The 21161-nt window shown below is 40.0% G+C and carries 18 protein-coding genes and 1 tRNA gene; 8 read left to right on the top strand and 11 right to left on the bottom strand.

The window, feature by feature from the left end; translation table 11 throughout:
* Positions 1 to 49 precede the first annotated feature (49 nt).
* Positions 50 to 1522, bottom strand: a complete 1473-nt coding sequence (gene proS / locus DUT70_RS02835) for a proline--tRNA ligase (protein ID WP_113645780.1) — start codon at positions 1520 to 1522, stop codon at positions 50 to 52.
* Positions 1523 to 1627: 105 nt separating this feature from the next.
* On the opposite strand from proS, the gene DUT70_RS02830 reads away from it, so the two are divergent.
* Both DUT70_RS02830 and DUT70_RS02825 read left to right on the top strand, forming a co-directional pair.
* Positions 1628 to 2539, top strand: coding sequence for a hypothetical protein (locus DUT70_RS02830; protein ID WP_113645779.1), 912 nt, complete (start codon positions 1628 to 1630; stop codon positions 2537 to 2539).
* 32 nt (positions 2540 to 2571) lie between these two features.
* Positions 2572 to 3957: an OmpP1/FadL family transporter gene (locus tag DUT70_RS02825; protein WP_113645778.1), complete on the top strand. Its 1386-nt coding sequence runs from the start codon at positions 2572 to 2574 to the stop codon at positions 3955 to 3957.
* A 50-nt stretch (positions 3958 to 4007) separates the two neighbouring features.
* Here DUT70_RS02825 and DUT70_RS02820 read toward each other — a convergent pair whose 3' ends face one another.
* Entirely contained in the window at positions 4008 to 5834 is a 1827-nt protein-coding gene (locus tag DUT70_RS02820) for a UbiD family decarboxylase (protein WP_113645777.1), read from the bottom strand.
* A gap of 185 nt (positions 5835 to 6019) precedes the next feature.
* On the bottom strand, positions 6020 to 6499 hold the full coding sequence (locus DUT70_RS02815) for a Dps family protein (RefSeq protein WP_113645776.1): 480 nt from the start codon (positions 6497 to 6499) through the stop codon (positions 6020 to 6022).
* Between the two features lie 165 nt (positions 6500 to 6664).
* On the opposite strand from DUT70_RS02815, the gene DUT70_RS02810 reads away from it, so the two are divergent.
* From DUT70_RS02810 to DUT70_RS02785, 6 genes are all read left to right on the top strand, one after another.
* A complete protein-coding gene (locus DUT70_RS02810; RefSeq protein ID WP_113645775.1) occupies positions 6665 to 8017 on the top strand; it encodes a LysM peptidoglycan-binding domain-containing protein in 1353 nt (450 codons plus the stop codon).
* A complete protein-coding gene (locus DUT70_RS02805) occupies positions 8007 to 8645 on the top strand; it encodes a uridine kinase family protein (RefSeq protein ID WP_113645774.1) in 639 nt (212 codons plus the stop codon). Before DUT70_RS02810 ends, DUT70_RS02805 begins: the two co-directional genes overlap by 11 nt.
* A gap of 188 nt (positions 8646 to 8833) precedes the next feature.
* Positions 8834 to 10177, top strand: coding sequence for a sn-glycerol-1-phosphate dehydrogenase (locus DUT70_RS02800; protein ID WP_113646542.1), 1344 nt, complete (start codon positions 8834 to 8836; stop codon positions 10175 to 10177).
* A 50-nt stretch (positions 10178 to 10227) separates the two neighbouring features.
* Positions 10228 to 11718, top strand: a complete 1491-nt coding sequence (locus tag DUT70_RS02795) for an MFS transporter (RefSeq protein WP_113645773.1) — start codon at positions 10228 to 10230, stop codon at positions 11716 to 11718.
* Positions 11719 to 11726: 8 nt separating this feature from the next.
* On the top strand, positions 11727 to 12563 hold the full coding sequence (locus DUT70_RS02790) for an HAD-IIA family hydrolase (protein WP_113645772.1): 837 nt from the start codon (positions 11727 to 11729) through the stop codon (positions 12561 to 12563).
* A gap of 594 nt (positions 12564 to 13157) precedes the next feature.
* The gene (locus DUT70_RS02785; protein WP_113646541.1) at positions 13158 to 14912 is read left to right on the top strand and encodes an OmpA family protein; all 1755 of its coding nucleotides are present in this window, start codon (positions 13158 to 13160) and stop codon (positions 14910 to 14912) included.
* 85 nt (positions 14913 to 14997) lie between these two features.
* Here DUT70_RS02785 and fabF read toward each other — a convergent pair whose 3' ends face one another.
* From fabF to DUT70_RS21090, 8 genes are all read right to left on the bottom strand, one after another.
* Positions 14998 to 16239, bottom strand: coding sequence for a beta-ketoacyl-ACP synthase II (gene fabF / locus DUT70_RS02780; RefSeq protein WP_113645771.1), 1242 nt, complete (start codon positions 16237 to 16239; stop codon positions 14998 to 15000).
* A complete protein-coding gene (locus tag DUT70_RS02775; protein WP_240432007.1) occupies positions 16236 to 16649 on the bottom strand; it encodes a PaaI family thioesterase in 414 nt (137 codons plus the stop codon). Before DUT70_RS02775 ends, fabF begins: the two co-directional genes overlap by 4 nt.
* Before the next feature lie 24 nt (positions 16650 to 16673).
* On the bottom strand, positions 16674 to 17372 hold the full coding sequence (locus tag DUT70_RS02770) for an SDR family oxidoreductase (RefSeq protein ID WP_113645769.1): 699 nt from the start codon (positions 17370 to 17372) through the stop codon (positions 16674 to 16676).
* 49 nt (positions 17373 to 17421) lie between these two features.
* Positions 17422 to 18015 (bottom strand): TetR/AcrR family transcriptional regulator, encoded by a 594-nt coding sequence (locus DUT70_RS02765; protein ID WP_113645768.1) that lies wholly within the window; start codon positions 18013 to 18015, stop codon positions 17422 to 17424.
* Positions 18016 to 18126: 111 nt separating this feature from the next.
* The gene (locus DUT70_RS02760; RefSeq protein WP_113645767.1) at positions 18127 to 19551 is read right to left on the bottom strand and encodes an RtcB family protein; all 1425 of its coding nucleotides are present in this window, start codon (positions 19549 to 19551) and stop codon (positions 18127 to 18129) included.
* Positions 19552 to 19613: 62 nt separating this feature from the next.
* Positions 19614 to 19748 (bottom strand): hypothetical protein, encoded by a 135-nt coding sequence (locus DUT70_RS21455; RefSeq protein ID WP_262512175.1) that lies wholly within the window; start codon positions 19746 to 19748, stop codon positions 19614 to 19616.
* A gap of 66 nt (positions 19749 to 19814) precedes the next feature.
* The gene (locus DUT70_RS02755; protein WP_205529718.1) at positions 19815 to 20711 is read right to left on the bottom strand and encodes a slipin family protein; all 897 of its coding nucleotides are present in this window, start codon (positions 20709 to 20711) and stop codon (positions 19815 to 19817) included.
* A gap of 368 nt (positions 20712 to 21079) precedes the next feature.
* A tRNA-OTHER gene (locus DUT70_RS21090) sits at positions 21080 to 21141 on the bottom strand.
* Positions 21142 to 21161: the final 20 nt, after the last annotated feature.

Here is a 21161-nt window from a genome sequence, read left to right as displayed (position 1 = left end):
AGATGTTTGAAAACCTAAACAACCAAACTTAAAACTTATCACTTATAGCCTAATAAGCTTTCGCAAACAATACGCGTTGCTTAGATGGCTTGCCTGTTAAGATACAAACCCCATCTTCCAACTTATTATCTAAAGGAATACACCTGATAGTAGCTTTAGTTTCTTCTTTAATACGCTTCTCCGTTTCAGCTGTACCGTCCCAATGCGCCGCAATAAAACCTGTTTTGGTTTCCAACAGCGCTTTAAACTCTTCGTATGAATTGGCTTCAGTGATATGCTCATCTCTAAATTTCAATGCTCTATTGAAGATGTTCTCTTGGATTTGCGCCAACATTTGGAAAACATACTCTGCCAAACCCTCTTGCGGTACGGTGAATTTTTCCTTGGTATCCCTACGAGCAAGCTCCACAGTACCATTTTCCATATCCCTAGCACCAATCGCCAAACGAATAGGCACACCTTTCAATTCATATTCAGCAAACTTAAATCCAGGGCGCTGACTATCTCTGTCATCATATTTTACAGAAATTCCATAACCTTTTAACCTTGGAAGCAATTCGTCTACAAATGTTGATATTTTTTGAAGTTCCTCGTCGCCCTTATGGATAGGTACAATTACCACTTGAATAGGAGCTAATTTCGGAGGCAGTACCAAACCACTATCATCGCTATGCGCCATAATTAAGGCCCCCATTAAACGCGTTGAAACACCCCATGAACTGGCCCAAACATAATCCTGTTTACCTTCTTTGTTAGTGAATTTAACATCAAATGCCTTTGCAAAGTTTTGACCCAAGAAGTGCGAAGTTCCAGCCTGCAAAGCCTTACCATCTTGCATTAAAGCCTCGATACAATAAGTATCCAAAGCACCCGCAAAACGCTCGGTCTCTGTTTTTCTACCCTTTACTACTGGTACAGCCATCCAATTTTCAGCAAAATCGGCATATACATCCAACATTTTTTCGGTCTCTTCAATAGCTTCCTCAGAAGTAGCATGTGCAGTGTGTCCTTCTTGCCATAAAAACTCGGTAGTACGTAAAAACAAACGGGTTCTCATTTCCCAACGCACCACATTAGCCCATTGGTTAATCAATAAAGGCAAATCACGGTAAGATTGAATCCAACCTTTATAGGTATTCCAGATAATGGTCTCCGAAGTTGGACGAACAATCAGCTCCTCTTCCAATTTAGCCTCTTCGTCCACAATGATATTACCTTGACCATCGTTTTTTAAACGGTAATGTGTCACAACGGCACACTCTGTAGCAAAGCCATCTACGTGGGCAGCTTCCTTAGAAAAATAAGATTTGGGAATGAACAAGGGGAAGTAAGCATTCGAGTGACCTGTTTCTTTAAATTTATGGTCTAAAACCGCTTGCATCTTCTCCCAAATAGAGTAACCGTACGGCTTAATTACCATACAGCCCTTTACCGACGAATGTTCTGCCAAGTCAGCTTTTATAACAATTTCGTTATACCACTGGGAATAATCTTCACTTTTACTCGTAATACCTTTGCTCATAACTTATTTGGAACGTTTTTTGTGTTAAATATCTTGTATTGATGGCTACAAAGCTATAAATTTATAGTCACAATTTAATTTAGCACACAAATAAAACTAAATACAATGAGAGTCAATCATTTTTTCACCAGTACACTTGCCGCAACTGCCTTGTTAGTTGCGTCTTGCTCTACACAAAAGATGGCACAAAACAACAGTGCCGATGATGTGTATAATACGACTGCGCAGGCTCGGGTTTACAAATACTCCCCGCCAGTACAAACGGCTCAAATAGATACTTCACGAACTGATCCTAATTACCGACCAAGTGATCAAAGTTACGACATGGATTACGCGTCGAGGATTGACCGTTTTTACTATGGTAGCCCAAACAGAATTTATTTTGATGATTACTACAACTTTTACGGTTACAATTCGTGGTACAACCCTTACGATTTCTCATTAGGCTTTAACTACGGATGGGGCTTTAACCGTTGGAATAATCCTTACACTTATTGGGGATATTACGGTAGTCCATATTACTGGAACACTTGGGGTCCTTACTCCTACCACAACCCTTGGTTTGGTGGCTGGGGCGGAGGCTACTGGGGTGGTGGTTATTGGGGCGGAGGCGGCTACTGGGGTGGCGGCTGGGGAGGCTCTACTATCGTTAGAAACGAAAACTACAGACCGAGACCATCTAGAATGGGAAGCAGCACTGTAAGACCGTCTTCTGGAAGATATGCAGGTAGTGATAGAGGAAATATAGGCGATGGTATGAATAGACCTAGACCACAAAGCTATAACCCAGCTAACAACGGAACCGTATCTAGACCTGATAGAACTTCTAACTCAGGTGGTAATTACGGCAGACCTAGTAGATCAAGTGATAGCGGCAGACCTTCTGCACCTCCTCAAAGAGAAAGTTATACGCCACCTTCAAGACCAACTCCTCCTCCTGCAAGTAGCGGAAGCGGAAGCAGTGGCAGCAGCAGTAGTGGTGGTGGCCGTCCAACACGTGGTGGAGGCAGAGGCTAAGGTTTATTTCTAAATTATTTATCGCAATTTAAATGAAAAAGATATTTTCACTGTTAGTGGTAGCAGCAGCTACCGCTAACTACGTGCACGCACAAACAACTACGCCACAACCTATTACTTTCCCAACTTACGCAGGTGATGGCTTAAGATTTTCACAAACCAATTATGGCAGTTCAGCTCGTTTTAAAGGCATGGGAAATGCACAAATTGGCGTAGGTGGCGACATCAGCTCTTTGGGAGGCAACCCGGCTGGTTTAGGTTTGTTTACCCGTTCAGAATTTGTACTTACGCCTGAATTTAATGGCACCAACATCAAAGCGGATTACTTGAACAATAATACTTCTACCAATAAAAGTCAAGTTAACTTGAACCAAATTGGGGTAGTGTTCCACATGCCTACTTACAGATCAAAGGGGCAAGATACTCAAACTGGTGTCATCAGCGCTTCTATTGGTTTAGGCTACAACCGTAATAACGATTATGGTTTAGAATCTAATTTCTCTGGAACCAACAATACCAGTTCGGTTTACAACATGTTTTATGAAGAAAATGCAGGTACTTTAGGCAATACGCAACAAGTAAACGTATTGCGTTCTGGTTCGGTTTCTGAATTTAGTATCGCTGGAGCCATCAACATCTCCAATCAAATCTACATTGGAGCTAACTTAGGTTTAGTAAGCATTAACATGAATAATGATTCGCACCTTTATGAAAGTGGCAATTTAGCAAACTCAACCACCTATGCCGTTGATTACTATCAAAACCAAGAAGTTAAAGGTTCAGGGGTGAATGGTAGAATTGGTGTGATTTTCAGACCAGTAAGCGAATTTAGAATCGGAATGAACTTACAAACCCCTACTTGGTTTAATATTGATGACCGTAGCGCAGGTAGCAGTTCTGATAAAGCAGTCCTAGACGAAGAAATTTATGACTTTAGCTACGATTTACGCACACCATTCAAAGGCTCACTTGGCGCAAGTTATGTCATTGGTGGCAGGGCTTTAATTTCTGCTGATGTAGACTTCATCGATTATTCGAGCATGCGTTTTTCTAGCGTAGATGGTGTAGGTATCGGCGAAATCAACAATGCCAATAACGACGTTAAAGCACTTTATAAAAGTGCAGTAAACTATCGTGTAGGTGCCGAAGTTAAAGTAACTGATTTGGTAAGTTTAAGAGGTGGATACGGCATTAATGGAACAGCTTATAAAGACGACAGTAAAAATCAATTCCAAAGCAAATTCTATTCTGGAGGTATTGGCTACAGAAACAAAAACTACTCTATCGATCTTGCTTACCAACGTGTAGAAACCAATTCAACTTTCAGCCCTTATTTATTACAAGATTTTAATGAACCCGTTGCACAAGCAAAAAACAACAAAAACAATGTGTTCTTAACTTTTGGAGTAAGATTTTAAATACCTAAGATTTTAAACAAAAAAACCGACGAACTGCTCGTCGGTTTTTTTTATATAATACCATATAAAGAACCACCCTGCGCTCCCATCCTATCTATTCTTTCCGCTACGGCTTCATCCTTAATCAACTCTGGCGCATGATGAGGTTTCTTACGGGCATCTATAATTAATGGCCCTCTACAGCCCCAATGCTTATTTTCCGTAAAGTCATCCACACCATCTATATCTGCAGCAGGATTACTTCTCGTAAAAGTTACCCAAACCAAATTATTAATATTTTCAGCAGTAAAGCTTGCATCATCACACACTACCACCAATGGCAATTGTGAAAGCTCGTTTGCTTTTAATCTTTCTTTAAGAGACGCAATGTCTCTTTTAGCTTCCTGTTGATTGGTATACTTAGGCAATTGAACCGTCAAGATACCTGGTACCGCCAAATGATGAGGTTCAGCCAGGTCAAAACCAGTAGGCAAGCTGCCTAAAAGCTCACGTTTCTTTTCTCCTGCTGCTGCAAAAACCACTTTAGACCCCGAGTTAAGCCCATCGCCCGAATAATCCAAAGTATCAATAGTAGTATTGGTATGAAAATGAATATCTCTTGTCAGATCAACCCTTTCAAGCATGTGCTGCAAAAACTCATCTAGGTGATGCGTAGTTAACGCTTCATTATCTTCTCTCGCAGCAATCAAAAGATACTTAGCCAAACTCAATTGATTTTTACCTAAAATATGATTACTGATGGTCAAAATCTCCTGTGGCTTTCTTTCTTTCAAATATGGCGTATAACGCTCACTTCCTATAGCAAATAAAAGCGGGTGTACACCTGCAGCATCCACAGCGTTAACCTCTTTTAAACCATGTATTTCTTGCGGAATAGCCGAACCCGATATTTCATGGATCAATGCACCAAAACTGGTATCTTCTTGAGGCGGCCTGCCTACTACCGTAAACGACCAAAGTGCATCTTTTTTATGGTATACATGATGCACTTTCATTAAAGGAAATGGATGCACCAAGCTATAATAGCCCAAATGGTCGCCAAATGGTCCTTCTGGTTTATTTTCGTGAGGATAAACCGTGCCTGTAATTACAAAATCAGCATCTGCAGAAATCACAAAACCTTCCTCGTCCCTAAAATACCTAAAACGTCTATTGCCTAACGCTCCTGCAAAAGTCATCTCTGAAAGTCCTTCAGGCAATGGCATTACTGCAGCCAAAGGATGTGATGGCGGACCACCTACAAAAATACTTACTTTAAGCGGCTGTCCTTTAGCATTTGCTTTGGTTTGGTGTACCCCAATCCCCCTGTGGATTTGATAATGAAGACCAATTTCTTTATCCTGTATATAATCGTTACCTGCCAGTTGAATACGATACATACCCAAGTTACCATTCATCACCCCTGGTCGATCAATATCTTCAGTAAACACTTGCGGCATGGTAATAAAAGGGCCACCATCCATAGGCCAATTCACAATTTGAGGCAATGCCGAGATGGTGGTTTTCTGAAAAGTTTGTTTAAATAAGGATTGCTTTAATGGCAAAGCCGATAGAGCAGTCAAACCAGTACCTAAAAACTTAAACGGGTTTTTAACAGCTTTCATCGGATCTGAGCGTAATTCTACCAATTGCTGTACTTTCGGAAGTGAATCTCTAAACATAAATTTAGAGCGCTCCAACGTACCAAATAAGTTTGACACCGCCTTAAACGGACTACCTTTAACTTTCTCGAACAATAGCGCTGGACCTTGCTTTTCATACACTCGAAGGTGTATATCAGCCATTTCTAAATATGGATCTACTTCTTCCTTAATTCTAATCAGATGGCCATGTTTTTCCAAATCGGCAACACATTCAGCCAAGCTTTTATATCCCATGGTTCAAAGATAAAAAAATTGATAATGAGAGGTCTTCATAATGTGATAATGAGAGAATATGATGATGAGATGATGCGACAATTAGATAATAAAAAAGCCACAGATACACCAATATTTTTTATCTGTGCATCTGTGGCTCCATACCAATTAGCTAATCATCACATTAACCAATCAGCTAGTTAAAATTATTTCTTCCCTAAAAAAGAACGTAACATCCAAATGGTTTTTTCTTTAAACTGCATAAAACGATTGACCATATCATTCGAACCGTCGTCACTTGCTTTATCGGTAGCTTCCAACAATTCACGTTCTAGTTCAATAAGTTTGGTCATATCATCTAAAATCGCCTCAACCATCGCTGTATCAGCCAAGCCAATAGTATCAATTTCTTTAATGCCTGATTCCTTGATATAATCTGAAAAACGGCTATGAGGAGCTTTCCCTAAAGTCAATACACGCTCTGCAATTTCATCGATAGTAAGCTGAGCGTTAGTATACAGTTCCTCAAATTTAAGGTGAAGCGTGAAGAAGTTTTGACCTTTAATATTCCAATGGCAACCTCTTAATTTTTGATAGTGAATGTGATAGTTTGCCAAATAATCATTAAGCATATCCACCACTGGTTTAACTTGTTTCTCTGTTAGATTTATTTCTTTTGCTGACATAATATCTGTGTTTTTGATAGTACCAAATTAACAAAACTAATGGGAATAAGTTTTGATTTCATTACAAATTCGTACAATAGAATACAAAATGTTACCGTTTAGTTACATTGTTAGTGTTCCTATATATTATTCGTATAATTGTACCTCCAAAAATTAAAAATATAGATGCTTAAGAGATATATTTTAATCTGCACGCTGCTAAGTTCAGCTGCTGCTTTTGCCAGTAAGCCGCTTGACTCTATAGGTGTAGAGAACAATAATGGCAAAAAATTGATCATCCACAAGGTAGATCCAAAAGAAAGTTACTACTCTATTTCTAGAAAATACAACGTCAACGTAAAAGACGTTCAGGCGTACAACAATAATGCGGCCCTTCAAATTGGCTCCATTGTTAAAGTACCTACCGAAATCCCGTTTAATCAAAAAGCAACGACAAGCGTACCAACGATTACCGCCAATAGCTTTTTCGACTATACAGTAGTAGCCAAAGACAATTTGAATTTAATTGCCGAGAGATTTGCGACCACCGTAGCCGATATCAAAAAACTCAATAATTTAAGCGGAAACAACCTACAAGTTGGTCAGGTTTTAAGAGTCCCTTTTAATAAAACCAATCCTTTGGCCACCAATACTGCTACTCCTCAAACCAGCAATCAGCCTCAAGAAACAAAAACAGTCCCTACTACTACAGGAGTGATTGAGCATATTGTAAAACCTAAAGAGTATTTGGGAGTGATTGCGAAACAATATGAGGTGACGGTAGAAGAAATCAAAGAACTCAACGGATTAAACTCCAACAACCTCCAAATTGGTCAGGTATTAAAAATTCCTGCCAAGGGTGCAGCAGCTCAAAATGAAGCGCCTGTAATAGCCAGCAAGCCCATTGAAAGCAAACCTGTCGAAAGTAAACCTGTAGAAAGCAAACCAACAGCTGCAGTCAGCACTCCTGCGCCTAGCAAAACAGATCCTACTTTCGAACACGTGGTAGCGGCAAACGAAACGATCTATTCCATCGCCCAAAAATATCAGCTCACTACCTATCAACTAAAAACCTTCAACAATTTAACATCTAACGATCTAACGGTAGGCCAAAAATTAATCATTAAAGGAGAAAAACCTGCTCCTACGGTATCTACAGCTAACAATAACGACAACGATGACGAGTCTACGGAAAGTACAGGTACACTTAAAAATCCAAATCTAAAACGGCCAGCGGCAACCTACGGACTAAATAGGATTGAAGAAAAAGGTACTGGAGTTTGGATCACTGATGCGGACTTAGATCCCAATAAAATGCTAATTTTGCACAGAACTGCTCCTGTAGGCACTATTATTCAAATCACTAATCCAATGACCAACCGCTCAACCTTTGCAAAGGTAGTAGGCAAATTCACTGAAAATGAAACCACTAAAGATGTCATAATTGTAATGACTAAGGCGGTGGCCGATGCAGTTGGCGCATTGGATAAACGTTTTTTCTGTACTTTAACATACGGTCCTAAAGAGAATGAAAACTAAAAAGCCTGTAATTATTGGCATCGCTGGAGGCAGCGGCTCAGGTAAAACTTTTTTCCTGCACAGTTTTTTACACCATTTTAAACATGATGAAGTAACGCTAGTATCACAGGATGATTATTACATCCCTGCTGGCGAAATGACTCAGGAGGAAAACAAACTTTACAACTTTGACCTTCCCAGCACCATCGATGATCAGCAATTCCTAATGGACATTAAAAAACTGATCAACGGAGAAACCGTCTACAAAAAGGAATACAACTTTAACAATCCTTTGGCAGTAACCAAAATCTTAGAAATTCACCCCGCTCCCATTATCATTGTAGAGGGTTTGTTCATCTTACACTTTAAAGAAATCAACTCGCTAATAGATTACCGAATCTTTATCGAGGCAGATGAAAACATAGCCCTAGAAAGAAGAGTACAAAGAGACGGTATCGAAAGAGGTTATCCCGAAGAAGATGTACTATACAAATGGCACAATCACGTAGTACCTGCATATAAGGAATATTTACTTCCTTACAGAGAAACCTGCAACCAGTTGATTTATAACAATTCCAATGAAGCGGATGAAATTATCCGTATTACAGAGATCATGTCGGAAGAATTTAAATCCAATTACTGTAAATAACAGAAAGTAATCAAAGAACTTAAAGCCTCGCACATGCGGGGCTTTTTTTGTATTTAAACATTTTGTTAACCCATCGTTAAACTTTCAAAATGTTATTTATAAATTTTTATTTGTTTTATTTTTTTAAAAATCGTTTATTTGATAAAGCTAAAAATCAACCAAATTTAACCAACCAAAGCCTTTCCTTAATGTCAAAAGTAGCCACAGCGTTAAAATCTGCTAGCGAAACCAAAGCCCTAATAATAGGCCAAGACAAGCTAAAACAAACTTCTCAATTATTTAAGGAACAATTCCCAGGAGCCAAAGCCATCATTGTTGCTGATACAACCACCTTTGAATTAGCAGGAAAATCATTATTGAAACAATTTGAAAGCAATGGTATCCTTCAAGAATCCCCTTATATTTACAAAGATCCAGAGATTTACGCCGCTTACGAGTATGTAGAAGAACTAGTGAACGTCTTAAAACAAAACCAAGCCATTCCAGTAGCCGTAGGTTCTGGCACCATTAACGACCTCACCAAACTGGCAGCACACTTAACCAATAGACCTTACCTCTGCGTAGCCACTGCAGCTTCCATGGACGGCTACACCGCTTTTGGAGCCTCTATTACAGCCGATGGCGCAAAACAAACCTTTAATTGTCCAGCACCACAAGCATGTTTGGCGGATATTGATATTTTAAGTGCAGCTCCTACCGAAATGACCGCTTCGGGTTACGCAGACTTATTTGCAAAAATCACTGCAGGCGCTGACTGGATTTTAGCAGATGCACTGAATGTAGAGCCAATAGATCCAACGGCATGGTCTATTGTACAGGATGGACTTCATGAAGCACTTTCAGATCCAGCGGGAACCAGAAATGGCGAGACTAAAGCAGTTTCGCAACTTACTGAAGGATTAATGCTAGGCGGCTTTGCCATGCAATGGTCTAAATCAAGCAGACCTGCCTCTGGCGCTGAACATCAGTTCAGCCACCTTTGGAACATGGAACACCACCTTAACAATGGCGAACACGTTTCGCATGGTTTTCAAGTAAGCATTGGGACTTTGGCCATTACCGCTCTTTATGACTTGGCATTAAAAACCGACTTTGAACATTTGGACATTCCAAAAGCATTAGAACAATGGCCAACCTTGGAAGAACTAAAAACACAATCTCTAGACATTTTTAAAGACACCGATTTCCCAGAAATTGGCTGGCAAGAAACCAGTGCTAAATATATCGACCGCCAATTATTAGAAAAACAATTACAGACATTGAAAGATAACTGGAGCAACATTAAAGCTCGCTTAAAGCAGCAAATTGTTCCATTTGAAGAGGCCAAAGCCCGTTTGGCTACCGTAGGCGCCCCTACCGAACCTGAGCATATCGGCATCACGAGAGAAAAATTAAAACAAACTTTTGTTAGAGCGCAATATATTAGACGAAGATTTACCATCCTTGACCTTGCGGTAAGAACTGGCTACCTAAACCAATGGCTTGACCAGCTTTTTGGCAAAGACGGTATCTGGAAACTGGGAACGAATTAAAAATTGGTAAACTCCATTAATCAATTTAACGAATAAAACAGTTAAACAAAATGACCAACCAAGAACAAACAAACGACAAAGAAGCCACACAAAAACTGTTTAAATACTGGCAAACCAGAACCATCATCGTGACCATGATTGGTTATGCAGTATTTTATTTCGTTCGCAAAAACTTCTCTTTTGCCATCCCTGGTCTAACCGCCGAATACGGCATCACCAAAACCAGCTTTGGTATCATCATGACTTTGGTGACCATTGTTTATGGCATATCGAGATTTCTCAATGGCGTATTAGCCGACAGAATGAACGCCCGCTATCATATGTCCATTGGCCTATTCCTGTGCGCTGTAGCCAACTTCGCCTTTGGTTGGGGAGCTGATTTGAGCACCATCTTCACGGGGCAAACTGGCGGACCAATGTTCACCAATACCATGGTACTCATTTTTGGAATTATCCTGATCCTGAACAATCTCATCCAAGGAAGTGGCTTTCCACCTGTAGCTCGCCTACTTACGCACTGGATTCCTCAAAACGAATTGGCCACCAAAATGTCTATTTGGAATACTTCACACTCTATTGGAGCAGCTTTAGTAGCCATTTTAGCGGGTTATATCATGGGTTCAATGGGTACTAATATGAGTAACAACCCAGAAGTCATTGCTTCCATTGCAGCCAACCTGAAAATAGATGCAACAGATACCGAAAAGATGAAAAGTGTCATCGAGTCGGCATCCCATTACGGTGCGTGGAAATGGTGTTTTTGGATACCTGCATCCATTGCCTTAGTAGGTTCATTAGGTCTATTTATCGGCTTAAGAGACACCCCTTCTTCCGTAGGGCTACCAGAACTTCATAAAACACATAAAAAAGGTAAATATTCCTCTGCCGAATTCAAAGCTTTTGTCAACAAACATGTGTACCGAAACAAATGGATTTGGATATTGGGAATAGCCAATTTCTTCGTGTACATTGTTCGCTTTGCGGTATTAGACTGGGGACCAACTTTCCTTAAAGAAGCACACGGCATGACCTTAACCAATGCAGGATGGACCGTTGCCGTTTTCGAAATTTTCGGTATTGTAGGTATGCTGGCCGCTGGCTGGGTGACCGATAAATATTTTGCGGGCAAAGCTCACCGCACCTCTTTGTATTGCATGGTTGGTGTAGCGGTATTTATGACCATTTTCTTGTATTTGCCAGATAGTACTCCTTCGTGGGCAATGATATTGGTATTGGCCATGTCGGGCTTTTTTATCTACGGTCCTCAAGCGCTAATTGGCATTGCAGCAGCAAACCAAGCCACAAACCGTGCCGCTGCCACCGCAAATGGCCTCACTGGACTTTTTGGTTATGCCAGTGGGTTGGTCTCGGGCGTAGGCGTTGGCTATATGGTAGATTCCATCAGTAAAGTCAACCCTGGAAAAGCTTGGGACTATGTATTCATGATGATGATTGGTATGGCGGTACTTTGTATATTCATTTTTGCGCTCATGTGGAAAGCCAAAGCACACGGATACGACGAATTAGAAACTAAAGATTAATTGATTTTATGACACTTCCTATAGTTATCAGCGAACAACTCAAAAACACTAAGCATTTTGCTTTGGACATGGATGGCACCATTTACAATGGCAGCACACTATTTCCGTTTACCAACAATTTTTTAAGCTATTTAAAACAAAATGGCATTGGTTATTCCTTTTTAACCAATAACCCATCCAAAAGTACTGCCGACTACCTTAAGCATTTAGAAAAAATGGGCATTCCAGCAACAGCAGATGAAATGTACACCTCTGCCGTTGCCACCATCAATTATATTAAAAACCACTACCCCAACGTAAAACGGTTGTTTATTTTGGGCACGCCAAGCATGGTGAAAGAGTTTGAAGATGCAGGTTTCATCTCTACAGCGGAAAGTGCCGATGACAGACCAGATGCACTAGTGGTGGGTTTCGATACCTCACTCATTTATTCGAGATTATGTAGAGCTGCCTACTGGGCAAGCCAACCTCTTCCCTATTTTGCCACCAACCCAGATTGGGTTTGTCCTACCGACCAACCTAACATCTTGGTAGACTGTGGTTCTATTTGCGCTTGTATTGAAGGCGCCACCAAAAGAAAACCAGATGTGGTGATTGGCAAGCCCGACCCTCAAATGTTAGACGGCATCATCCATCAATATGGCTTAAAACCCAATGAAATTGCCATGGTAGGCGATAGAATTTATACCGATGTAAAAATGGCGAAGAACGCTGGAGCATTGGGCGTACTCGTCCTTTCAGGAGAAGCAACCATTAGCGATGTACAACAATCAACCGTAAAGCCCGATATTGTGGCAAAAGATTTAGCAGAGCTGCAAAAACTTATTCAACAAGCGAAAGCCTAGCTTTACCGTCCCGTCATCTCGACCGCAGCGGAGAGATCTTTGTACTTTAAAGACACCTACTATCGGCACATCCAAAAATCTCTCTATGAAGCCGAGATGATGAAACACCAACTTAACAATACAATAACTGAGGATTCAAGCGTCCAAGAGAGCATTTACCCGTGAACATCTTGTTATTTAGAGCGTAGCGAAGAATCCTAAGCAAATCTATATTTTTCGAAAAGCAAATTAGGATCACTATTATCGGTAGTCCCGCTTTCCACTTTATCCCGATTTCATCGGGATGCTCGTTCCAATCGGGTTTAGGTTACAAAAGCCTATTCATCAAACCGAATTAGTCACTTAATCACCCTGTCATTCAGAGCGTTACCTGTACCGACTATTCGGTAGCGAAGGATCTCTAATAAACAACAACAGCCACTTAGAGATTCATCCTCTCATTTGAATGACAAAAAAACACAGAAACAGACTAAAAAAAGCAAGAAAAACGCCTTCATAGGGTAACATTTCTTCCATCCTGTTGATTAGCTAATAACACGTCCATATTGGACCAAGAGCTAAAGAACAGAATGTTGAATGTTAAATATTAAGATCATGAAGAAATTTTCACTTGCACTGATGTTACTAGGATTTACATTTTTTGCAGTCGCCCAAGAAAAGCCGAGAGGAGATTTTCAAATAGGCTTACAAGGCGGAATTACCCAACCATTAAGTACTTACAAAAAAATTGGAGATACCAAATTAGGCTATCACGCTGGCATTTTCTTAGAAAAATACTTCAAAGGAAATAAATTCGGATTAGGTATTGATGCCCGCTTCATCAGAAATGGAATTAACGTAGCCGACAGCGTACTTTTCACCAATGGTTACATTGTTACCGATTACAAAAACAGCCAACGGTTTCAGGACTATTTATTCACCTTTGGTCCTAGCTATAAGTTTACCAAAAACAACTTTCACGCCGAATTGTATTTACGTGGCGGTGTAATGATGCAACACTTTCCCGAGTACACCACCACCTTAACCTTTACCAACGTATTTGGCACCACCAACTACGATACCCAATACACCGTAAACGATGCCAGCAACAAGGCAAATAGTTGGGCTGGTGTTGGAGGCTTACGCTTAAACTACAAAATTACGCCAAAAATCGCCGTATTCGCTCACGTTGATTATGTACAAACCTTCGGTACAACATTTGGTAATAAACCAAGTAGGTTTACCATTGAAAAAAGTGTACAACACACGCCTATTGATCCTGCGGTTGGAATCAAAAGCGGCATCCTAGATCACTATAACGAAGTTAGGGTTCGAGAAAACACGCTTCACAAAAGCCTTAACGCTGGGGCTGGTATCAAATTCATCTTCGGTGAAAACAAAAAACCTGTTCTTCCACAAGAGACTGTCGCCAAATATGATGACGTGGTAAAACCGCTAATTGCCACCAAGGACCTACAAATTGTAGTTAAGGATAAACAAACTGGATTAGCTTTAAGTGGTGTTACTGTAAGCATCAGCAGCGATAAATTGAATGAAAAATCAATCACAGATGCCAATGGCCAAGCGCAAAGAATCACCAAAGTATCGCCAGGAAGCTATCAAGTCATTGGCGAGAAAAATGGCGTCAAAACACCTTTGCTAACTTTAAGCGATGAAGACTTTAAAGGTAGCTCAGCCACCATATTCAAGGAGATTTATCATGATGATCCTAGATTTACACTGGTTGGAGAAACTTTTGATTGTGTAAAAGGTACCAATCTGGCAGGCATTAGTACCGTATTAACCAATACAGGTACTAAGAGTAATATGAGCCAAATATCTGATGCGCAAGGTAAGTTCATTTACCAATTGGATGCTCAATCAGACTTTACGGTAGTAGCTAACCATCAAGCACGTTACTCACAAACTGAATTGGTAACCACCAAAGGTTTAGACCGAAGCAAAACATTATATGTAACGTTAAAACTAGGTGTTTGCGAACTTGCTACAGGCAGTCAGTGGGTACTGAAAAATATTCTGTACGATTTCGACAAAGCTAACATCCGCCCAGATGCCGCCATCATTTTAGATAACGTAGTGGCCATTATGAAGCAAAACCCATCATTAAAAATTGAGCTCTCTTCTCATACCGATAGTCGTGGCAATGATGCTTACAACAGAAAACTGTCTCAACAACGTGCCGAAGCAGCGGTAAATTACTTAGTTGCCAATGGTATTAGCAGAGATAGGCTGATTGCCAGAGGATACGGCGAAACAAAATTATTGAATGGATGCGGCAATGGCGTAACCTGTTCAGAGGAACAACACCAAGCCAATAGAAGGACAGAAATTAAAGTATTGAATTATTAATAGTGACTAGGGATTAGTGGCTAGGAACTAGTAAAAATGACCTACGAGGCTTTAAAAACCTCGTAGGTCTGTCTTATTTAAGGCCTTAAACCAGTTCTTTAAAAACAACGGTACTATTATGGCCACCAAAGCCAAACGCATTGCTCATAGCAGTTTTCACTTCTTTATATAGTGGTTCATTAAATACCAATTTCATGCCTTCAGGAATTTCTGGATCAGGCTCAGTCACGTTAATGGTTGGTGGCACTACATTATCATTAATACTCTTAATCGCAATAATGGCCTCAATAGCGGCGGCGGCACCTAATAAGTGACCTGTCATTGATTTAGTAGAGCTGATGTGAAGTTGATCAGAAGCACCAAAAACCAATTTTGCAGCATTCAGCTCGGCCAAATCTCCAACAGGTGTTGAAGTAGCATGCAGATTCAAATAATCCAAATCTTCTGCCTTTAAATTTGCTTCTTCTAAAGCTAAAGTCATGGCTTTTGCGGCACCAATACCTTCTGGATGTGGCGATGTAATATGATAAGCATCAGCGGTCATTGCAGCGCCAACTACTTCCGCATAGATTTTTGCACCTCTTGCCTTTGCATGCTCATATTCTTCTAAAATTAAAGCGCCTGCACCCTCTCCCATTACAAAACCATCTCTATCTTTATCAAACGGTCTACTCGCAGTTTGTGGATCATCATTTCTAGTAGACATCGCTTTTAAAGCAGCAAAACCACCAAACGAAGCTGGCGTAATTCCAGCTTCCGAACCACCTGTCACAAACATTTTTGCTTTGCCAAATCTGATATAGTTAAAGGCATCCATAATGGCATTATTACCTGTAGCACAAGCTGAAACTGGCGTATAGTTAATTCCCTGCAAGCCAAATTTCATCGAAATTAAGCCCGAAGCCATATTTACCAAAAGTTTAGGAATAAAGAATGGATTGAAACGAGGATTGTATTCCCCTTTCACATAATTCTCTACTTCCGTTTCGAAAGTTTGCATTCCCCCTTGTCCACTACCCCAAATTACTCCAAAATCAAACGGATCAATAGTACTCAAATCAATGCCACAATCTTTCATGGCTTGGTCTGCAGCATACAAAGCATACTGCGTAAACAAATCAGTACGTTTAATTTCGTTTCTGTCCAAGTGGGCTGCTGGATCAAAACCTTTCAATTCGCAGGCCATTTGCGAACGAAAACGGGACACATCAAAACGCGTTACACGCTCGCAGGCACTTTTTCCTGCAACGATATTCTTCCAAAAATCAGCAACATTATCTCCTAGGGGATTAATGGTCCCTAATCCTGTAACTACAACTCGTCTCATTTTTTTATCTGTGTTTTAAATAAATTGGATGTACCACGGGCAATGAGCCGTGTTCCATTCCGGCCCCAAATTTCGCATTCGGCGTGGATAAATTGTCGTCCTTTTTTAATTATTTTAGTTTTTGCCGTAATTTCTTCGTTTTCTTGGGCTACAGAAAAGTAATCTATGGTATTATTAATGGTCGTATAATAAAAAGGCTCATCCAAACTAAACATTGTTGCGCCCAATACGTCATCGATAATTGCAGCGGTAACTCCACCATGCAACCTATCCATTGGGTTCAACCACTCGCTTCTGATCACATATTTAAATTCCAAGCTGCCTTTTTCTACCGAGACCACCACAGGTAGCAACCATCTCATAAATGGTGAGGGCGAACGATCAAATTCTTTTCCGATGTATGACCTCATTGATTCTAGCGCATCCATAAAAGTTTACGATTGAAAAAATTGCTTGGTCATGCCTACAGGCACCTGATACTGATCTAAACTAAGTGCAGTCAAAAGCTCATCAGCAACCTCTTCTGGCGGAATGCCATGTTCCTGTCCACCTATCTCCTTAGAAAATGGCGTATTCACCAAAGGTGGAATTAATTCAAAAACGCGAACATTTTCCTGTTCTGCCAAACTATCGCGAAGTACGTTGGTGTAGTTCTGTAAGGCGGCCTTACTAGCCGAATAAGTTGGAATGCTAGCATGCCCTCTAAAGGCCGCAATACTTGTTACGTTAACAATGGCACTATTTTCAAGTCCCAACAGTTGAGGCAATAACAACTCAGTAAAATGGATAATGCTTAAATAGTTAAGATTGATCTCATTTTTAGCCAATTCAAAAGCATTTGCACCATTTTGCAAAGAATGGGTGTAAGCCAGGCCTGCATTATTAATGATCCAATTCAAGTCTGGATGTTCATTCTTTAAAAGTTCAGCCACTCGTAAACGCTCCTCTTCCAAACTTAAATCAGCTTTTATGGCAATGCTACCTTTCAGTTCATTAACGGTTTCATTCAACTTCTTTTCATCTCTGCCATTCACCAAAATTTGGTTGCCTAAAGCATGAAGTCTACGCGCAATGGCCAATCCTATTCCTGAAGTTGCTCCCGAAATAAATACTTTGTTATTTTCTATTCTCATGATATTTAAAATTTAATATACCAATCGGTATATTTTAGGTTAAAAAAATTTAATTGACAATTTCTTGGTCTATGATCAGTTTTACGCGATCTAGTGCCGTATTTAAGTGTGTGATTTGATTAAGCGTACGAGATAGCAATATGCCACCTTCGATGAGCATGATGAAGGTGTAAGCATACGTCTCCGTTTGTAAGTGAACTTTAAAACTACCTTCTGCTTTCCCTTTTTCTATAATGGTTGATACTTTCTTTTGCCAAGCAATGAAGTTATCCTTAACGGCATCTCGCAGAAATAGCAAATGATCGTCTGCTTCGGTTGCTGCATTTAACATTGGACAGCCACCTTGCGATGCCGCTTTTTTCCAAGTAGTTTTGTAGAAGTTAAGCATTGCCATCAATTGCTCGTAAGCAGTTTCTTCCTTCGAAATGGCAGCATCCATGCTATCTCTCAAACGCTTGGCATTGAATTTAAAAGCCGCGATGACTACTTCTTCTTTGTCATCAAAGTTGCCATAAATACTCCCTTTGGTAAGCCCAGTAATTTTGGTAATATCCGATAAAGAGGTTGCCGCATAGCCTTTGCTATTAAAGACATCCGCTGTTTTTTCAATAATCAATTGCCTTGTTTTTTCGGCTTTGCTCATGTTGTTTATCATTTAACAGAACAAACGTACAAAATATACCGATTGGTATATTAAACATATTAGCAAAATGAGATTGGGATTACTTTTATGGAGTAACCCCAATCAACAATTTTAGTCTTCTCTACTACCGTCATCGGCCATTCTCACCATTTTAGGCTCAAATTTTGCGACAACATCTACCAAATCGGTTTGTGCAGCCATTACTTGGTGAATGTCTTTATAAGCCATTGGTGCTTCATCTAATCCAGCACCAATTAAGGTGACGCCGTGATCTTTTAAAATCGCTTTCATTTCTGAACGTGTAATGCTTTGGATGGCTTTTGTACGGCTCATTAATCTCCCTGCACCATGTGAGGCCGAATTAATAGAAGAAGTCTCGCCTTTTCCTCGCACTAAAAAACCTGGAGCGGTCATACTCCCTGGGATAATCCCCATCACACCTTTACCTGCTGGTGTTGCCCCTTTTCTGTGGACAATCACTTCTTCGCCATTTAACGTTTCCTTCCAAGCGAAATTATGATGGTTCTCTACCTTTGCAAGCACTTTCGCTCCAATAGCTTTGGTCAGTCTTTTATGGATAATTTCATGACAGGCAGAAGCATAATCGCCAGCCAAGTTCATGGCAATCCAGTATTCTTGCCCTTCTGCAGAGTTTAAATCCAAATAAGCCAAGTTTGCCGCTTCCTTCGGCAGTTTACAAAGGTCTTTGGCCAATTTAGTATAGTGACCAGCAATGGTGGCACCCAAGCCTCTAGAACCCGAATGCGTTAATAAAGCTACATAACGTCCTTTGTCAATATTCAATACCTCATCTCGCTCGGCAAATTCAATGATACCCCACTCCACAAAGTGGTTACCACCACCAGAAGTCCCCAATTGCGACCAAGCCTTACCATGTAAATGCTTTAAGAAAGGCGTTGAATAGAAAGCTTCATTTTCCAACACTTCATGATCAGCTCTTTCATCGCCTTTAAAGCCGTGTCCCGCACCAAATTTGGTAAAGGCAATCAACTCTCTTTTATACATGGCGTCTTTCCCGAAATAATGCTTTTCTGGAATATCAAAAATACTCAAAGCCATTCTGCAACCAATATCTACCCCAACACCGTAGGGAATAATGGCATTTTTAGTAGCCAGCACCCCACCGATAGGCAAACCATAACCTTGATGCGCATCTGGCATTAAAGCTCCAGCTTCGGTTACTGGTAATCGCATGGCAATATTCATCTGGCTCCTGGCGCCTTCTTCGATATGGCTTTCACCAAATACCGTATACGATTTAGCATTCCTTACCAATGCAATGGTATCACTTTCTTTAGGTTGTGCTTCTTCAATCATCGCTTTTGCCAAGCCTTCCAACACTGCATCATCCAAAAAGCTTTCTGGATATTCTTTTACTTTTTTGAACAAAGCCAAAAGCTCAGCTTCGTTAGTCTCTTTAAAGTGCTCGGCGATGATATTTAACGCCAAGCCTAATATTTTGCCTTCAGAATAACCGATTTTTAAAAGGTTACTTCCTGTGATAGTTGTTTTCATTTTTTCTTTTTCATCAAACCTCGACAAGCATCGTTCACTTGCCGAGGGCGTCTAAATTTAATTTATTTCACAAAAATTTGTTTCAATTGATCTACAATTTGTCCACTACCAGACAAGCTGATATTGTTGATTTTCTCTGCAATCTTCTCCACATACTCCATTTCTTTCAACTTGTACAACATCGTATTCTCTTCCATTAATTTCGCGGTATTTAACAAGCTTCTAGTTGAGGCGGTTTCTTCCCTTCTTGTAACGATATTGGCCTACGCTCTTTTCTCGGCCACTAATACTTGGTTCATGATTTCTTTCACATCGCCTGGTAAAATAATGTCCTTCACACCACTATTGATCAATTTCACACCTAAATCAGCAACTTTAGCAGCGGCTAAGTCCATCACCGTTTCCGCAACTTTCTCTTTGCTTTCCATCAACTCGTCTAAAGTCATCAAGCCAATAAATTCCCTTAAGGCCAATTGCATGGTGGTGTACAATTGTTTCTCGAATTCTTTGTTTTCCAACAAGGCTTTTTCGATATCCTCAATTTTATATTGGATATTAAAGTTAACCCTCAATTGAGCTTTGTCTTTGGTTAAAATTTCCTGACCGCTAATCTCCATGCTCAATTGCCTCATATCTGCTTTATAAACCTGAATAGTCGTACTATTTTTCCAATAGGTATAATTTCCTGGTTCTAACGCCTTATTGAATTTACCATCGATAAACAACAAGCCTTTCTCGAAAGAATCGATTTTATAAGCTCTGATATAATTCAACAAAGGCATCTTTTCTAACAAATTCTTATCAATCGTTTCGTCAATATCAATGTTCCTGGTATCCACCCTAACAAAATTATATTCAGATAAACCTTTCCAAATCGCGTGTCTTCCGGCATTCATGATACCTTTAAAGTTGTTGTTTTGATAGGTTAATACCAATTCATTATCGGCTACGGTCACTAAGTGAATCAAATTCACAAAGTCTGCATTCTGCAATAAAATATCTAATTCTGCTGAAGTATAGTGATATTCCTTGCTCATATCATAAATCATTGCGCTTTCGCTGAAGCCAATCCAATGAGTTCCTACTGTTAATACTTTTTCTAATTTTCCTCTTTTAAACACCAATCCAACATTATTGGTGTTAACGGTTACTCTTTTCATGTTTTTTGATGTTAAAATTTATTTTCTATTAATTATTCGCTTTTAAAAAGCGTTGTAATTGCACATTTATTTATCTTTTTGCGGAAGAGCTAAAACCACAAGTTTGTTTAAAAGTGAAGCCAGTTGCCTAGTTTTAGATGATGGGGATGATCCTCAACAGCTAGAGCGAACGATTAGCCAAAAGGCTTGACTTAAAAATCACGACTTACTTGTTTAGCACTTGCTGAGCAAAACACAAACTGCTTCTTGGTTATTTACCTTAAGCCAAATGTGGTTTTACAACGCTAGTTGTTTTGAGAAATTTGAAGTATCTCTTCTTTTTAGATGGATCCAAACTCCATTGCACTACCCTTATGCGATTCCAATTGTGGTTTGGAAGCAGGATTCGAACCTGCACTTTTACGTTGCTTAGCCACTTAGCTATTCCACATTTGCGGAAGCGGGATTCGA

Origin of the sequence: Pedobacter chitinilyticus (assembly GCF_003313385.1) — a bacterium.
Classification (GTDB): domain Bacteria; phylum Bacteroidota; class Bacteroidia; order Sphingobacteriales; family Sphingobacteriaceae; genus Pedobacter; species Pedobacter chitinilyticus.
Note: the sequence above shows the minus strand (reverse complement) of the source record. Positions and strands in the feature narration are given on the sequence as shown.

Bases quoted from the DNA above. Each gene is read 5' to 3' on its own strand.
- proS (WP_113645780.1), bottom strand. From the start codon at position 1,522: ATGAGCAAAGGTATTACGAGTAAAAGTGAAGATTATTCCCAGTGGTAT.
- DUT70_RS02830 (WP_113645779.1), top strand. From the start codon at position 1,628: ATGAGAGTCAATCATTTTTTCACCAGTACACTTGCCGCAACTGCCTTG.
- DUT70_RS02825 (WP_113645778.1), top strand. From the start codon at position 2,572: ATGAAAAAGATATTTTCACTGTTAGTGGTAGCAGCAGCTACCGCTAAC.
- DUT70_RS02820 (WP_113645777.1), bottom strand. From the start codon at position 5,834: ATGGGATATAAAAGCTTGGCTGAATGTGTTGCCGATTTGGAAAAACAT.
- DUT70_RS02815 (WP_113645776.1), bottom strand. From the start codon at position 6,499: ATGTCAGCAAAAGAAATAAATCTAACAGAGAAACAAGTTAAACCAGTG.
- DUT70_RS02810 (WP_113645775.1), top strand. From the start codon at position 6,665: ATGCTTAAGAGATATATTTTAATCTGCACGCTGCTAAGTTCAGCTGCT.
- DUT70_RS02805 (WP_113645774.1), top strand. From the start codon at position 8,007: ATGAAAACTAAAAAGCCTGTAATTATTGGCATCGCTGGAGGCAGCGGC.
- DUT70_RS02800 (WP_113646542.1), top strand. From the start codon at position 8,834: ATGTCAAAAGTAGCCACAGCGTTAAAATCTGCTAGCGAAACCAAAGCC.
- DUT70_RS02795 (WP_113645773.1), top strand. From the start codon at position 10,228: ATGACCAACCAAGAACAAACAAACGACAAAGAAGCCACACAAAAACTG.
- DUT70_RS02790 (WP_113645772.1), top strand. From the start codon at position 11,727: ATGACACTTCCTATAGTTATCAGCGAACAACTCAAAAACACTAAGCAT.
- DUT70_RS02785 (WP_113646541.1), top strand. From the start codon at position 13,158: ATGAAGAAATTTTCACTTGCACTGATGTTACTAGGATTTACATTTTTT.
- fabF (WP_113645771.1), bottom strand. From the start codon at position 16,239: ATGAGACGAGTTGTAGTTACAGGATTAGGGACCATTAATCCCCTAGGA.
- DUT70_RS02775 (WP_240432007.1), bottom strand. From the start codon at position 16,649: ATGAGGTCATACATCGGAAAAGAATTTGATCGTTCGCCCTCACCATTT.
- DUT70_RS02770 (WP_113645769.1), bottom strand. From the start codon at position 17,372: ATGAGAATAGAAAATAACAAAGTATTTATTTCGGGAGCAACTTCAGGA.
- DUT70_RS02765 (WP_113645768.1), bottom strand. From the start codon at position 18,015: ATGAGCAAAGCCGAAAAAACAAGGCAATTGATTATTGAAAAAACAGCG.
- DUT70_RS02760 (WP_113645767.1), bottom strand. From the start codon at position 19,551: ATGAAAACAACTATCACAGGAAGTAACCTTTTAAAAATCGGTTATTCT.
- DUT70_RS21455 (WP_262512175.1), bottom strand. From the start codon at position 19,748: ATGGAAGAGAATACGATGTTGTACAAGTTGAAAGAAATGGAGTATGTG.
- DUT70_RS02755 (WP_205529718.1), bottom strand. From the start codon at position 20,711: ATGAAAAGAGTAACCGTTAACACCAATAATGTTGGATTGGTGTTTAAA.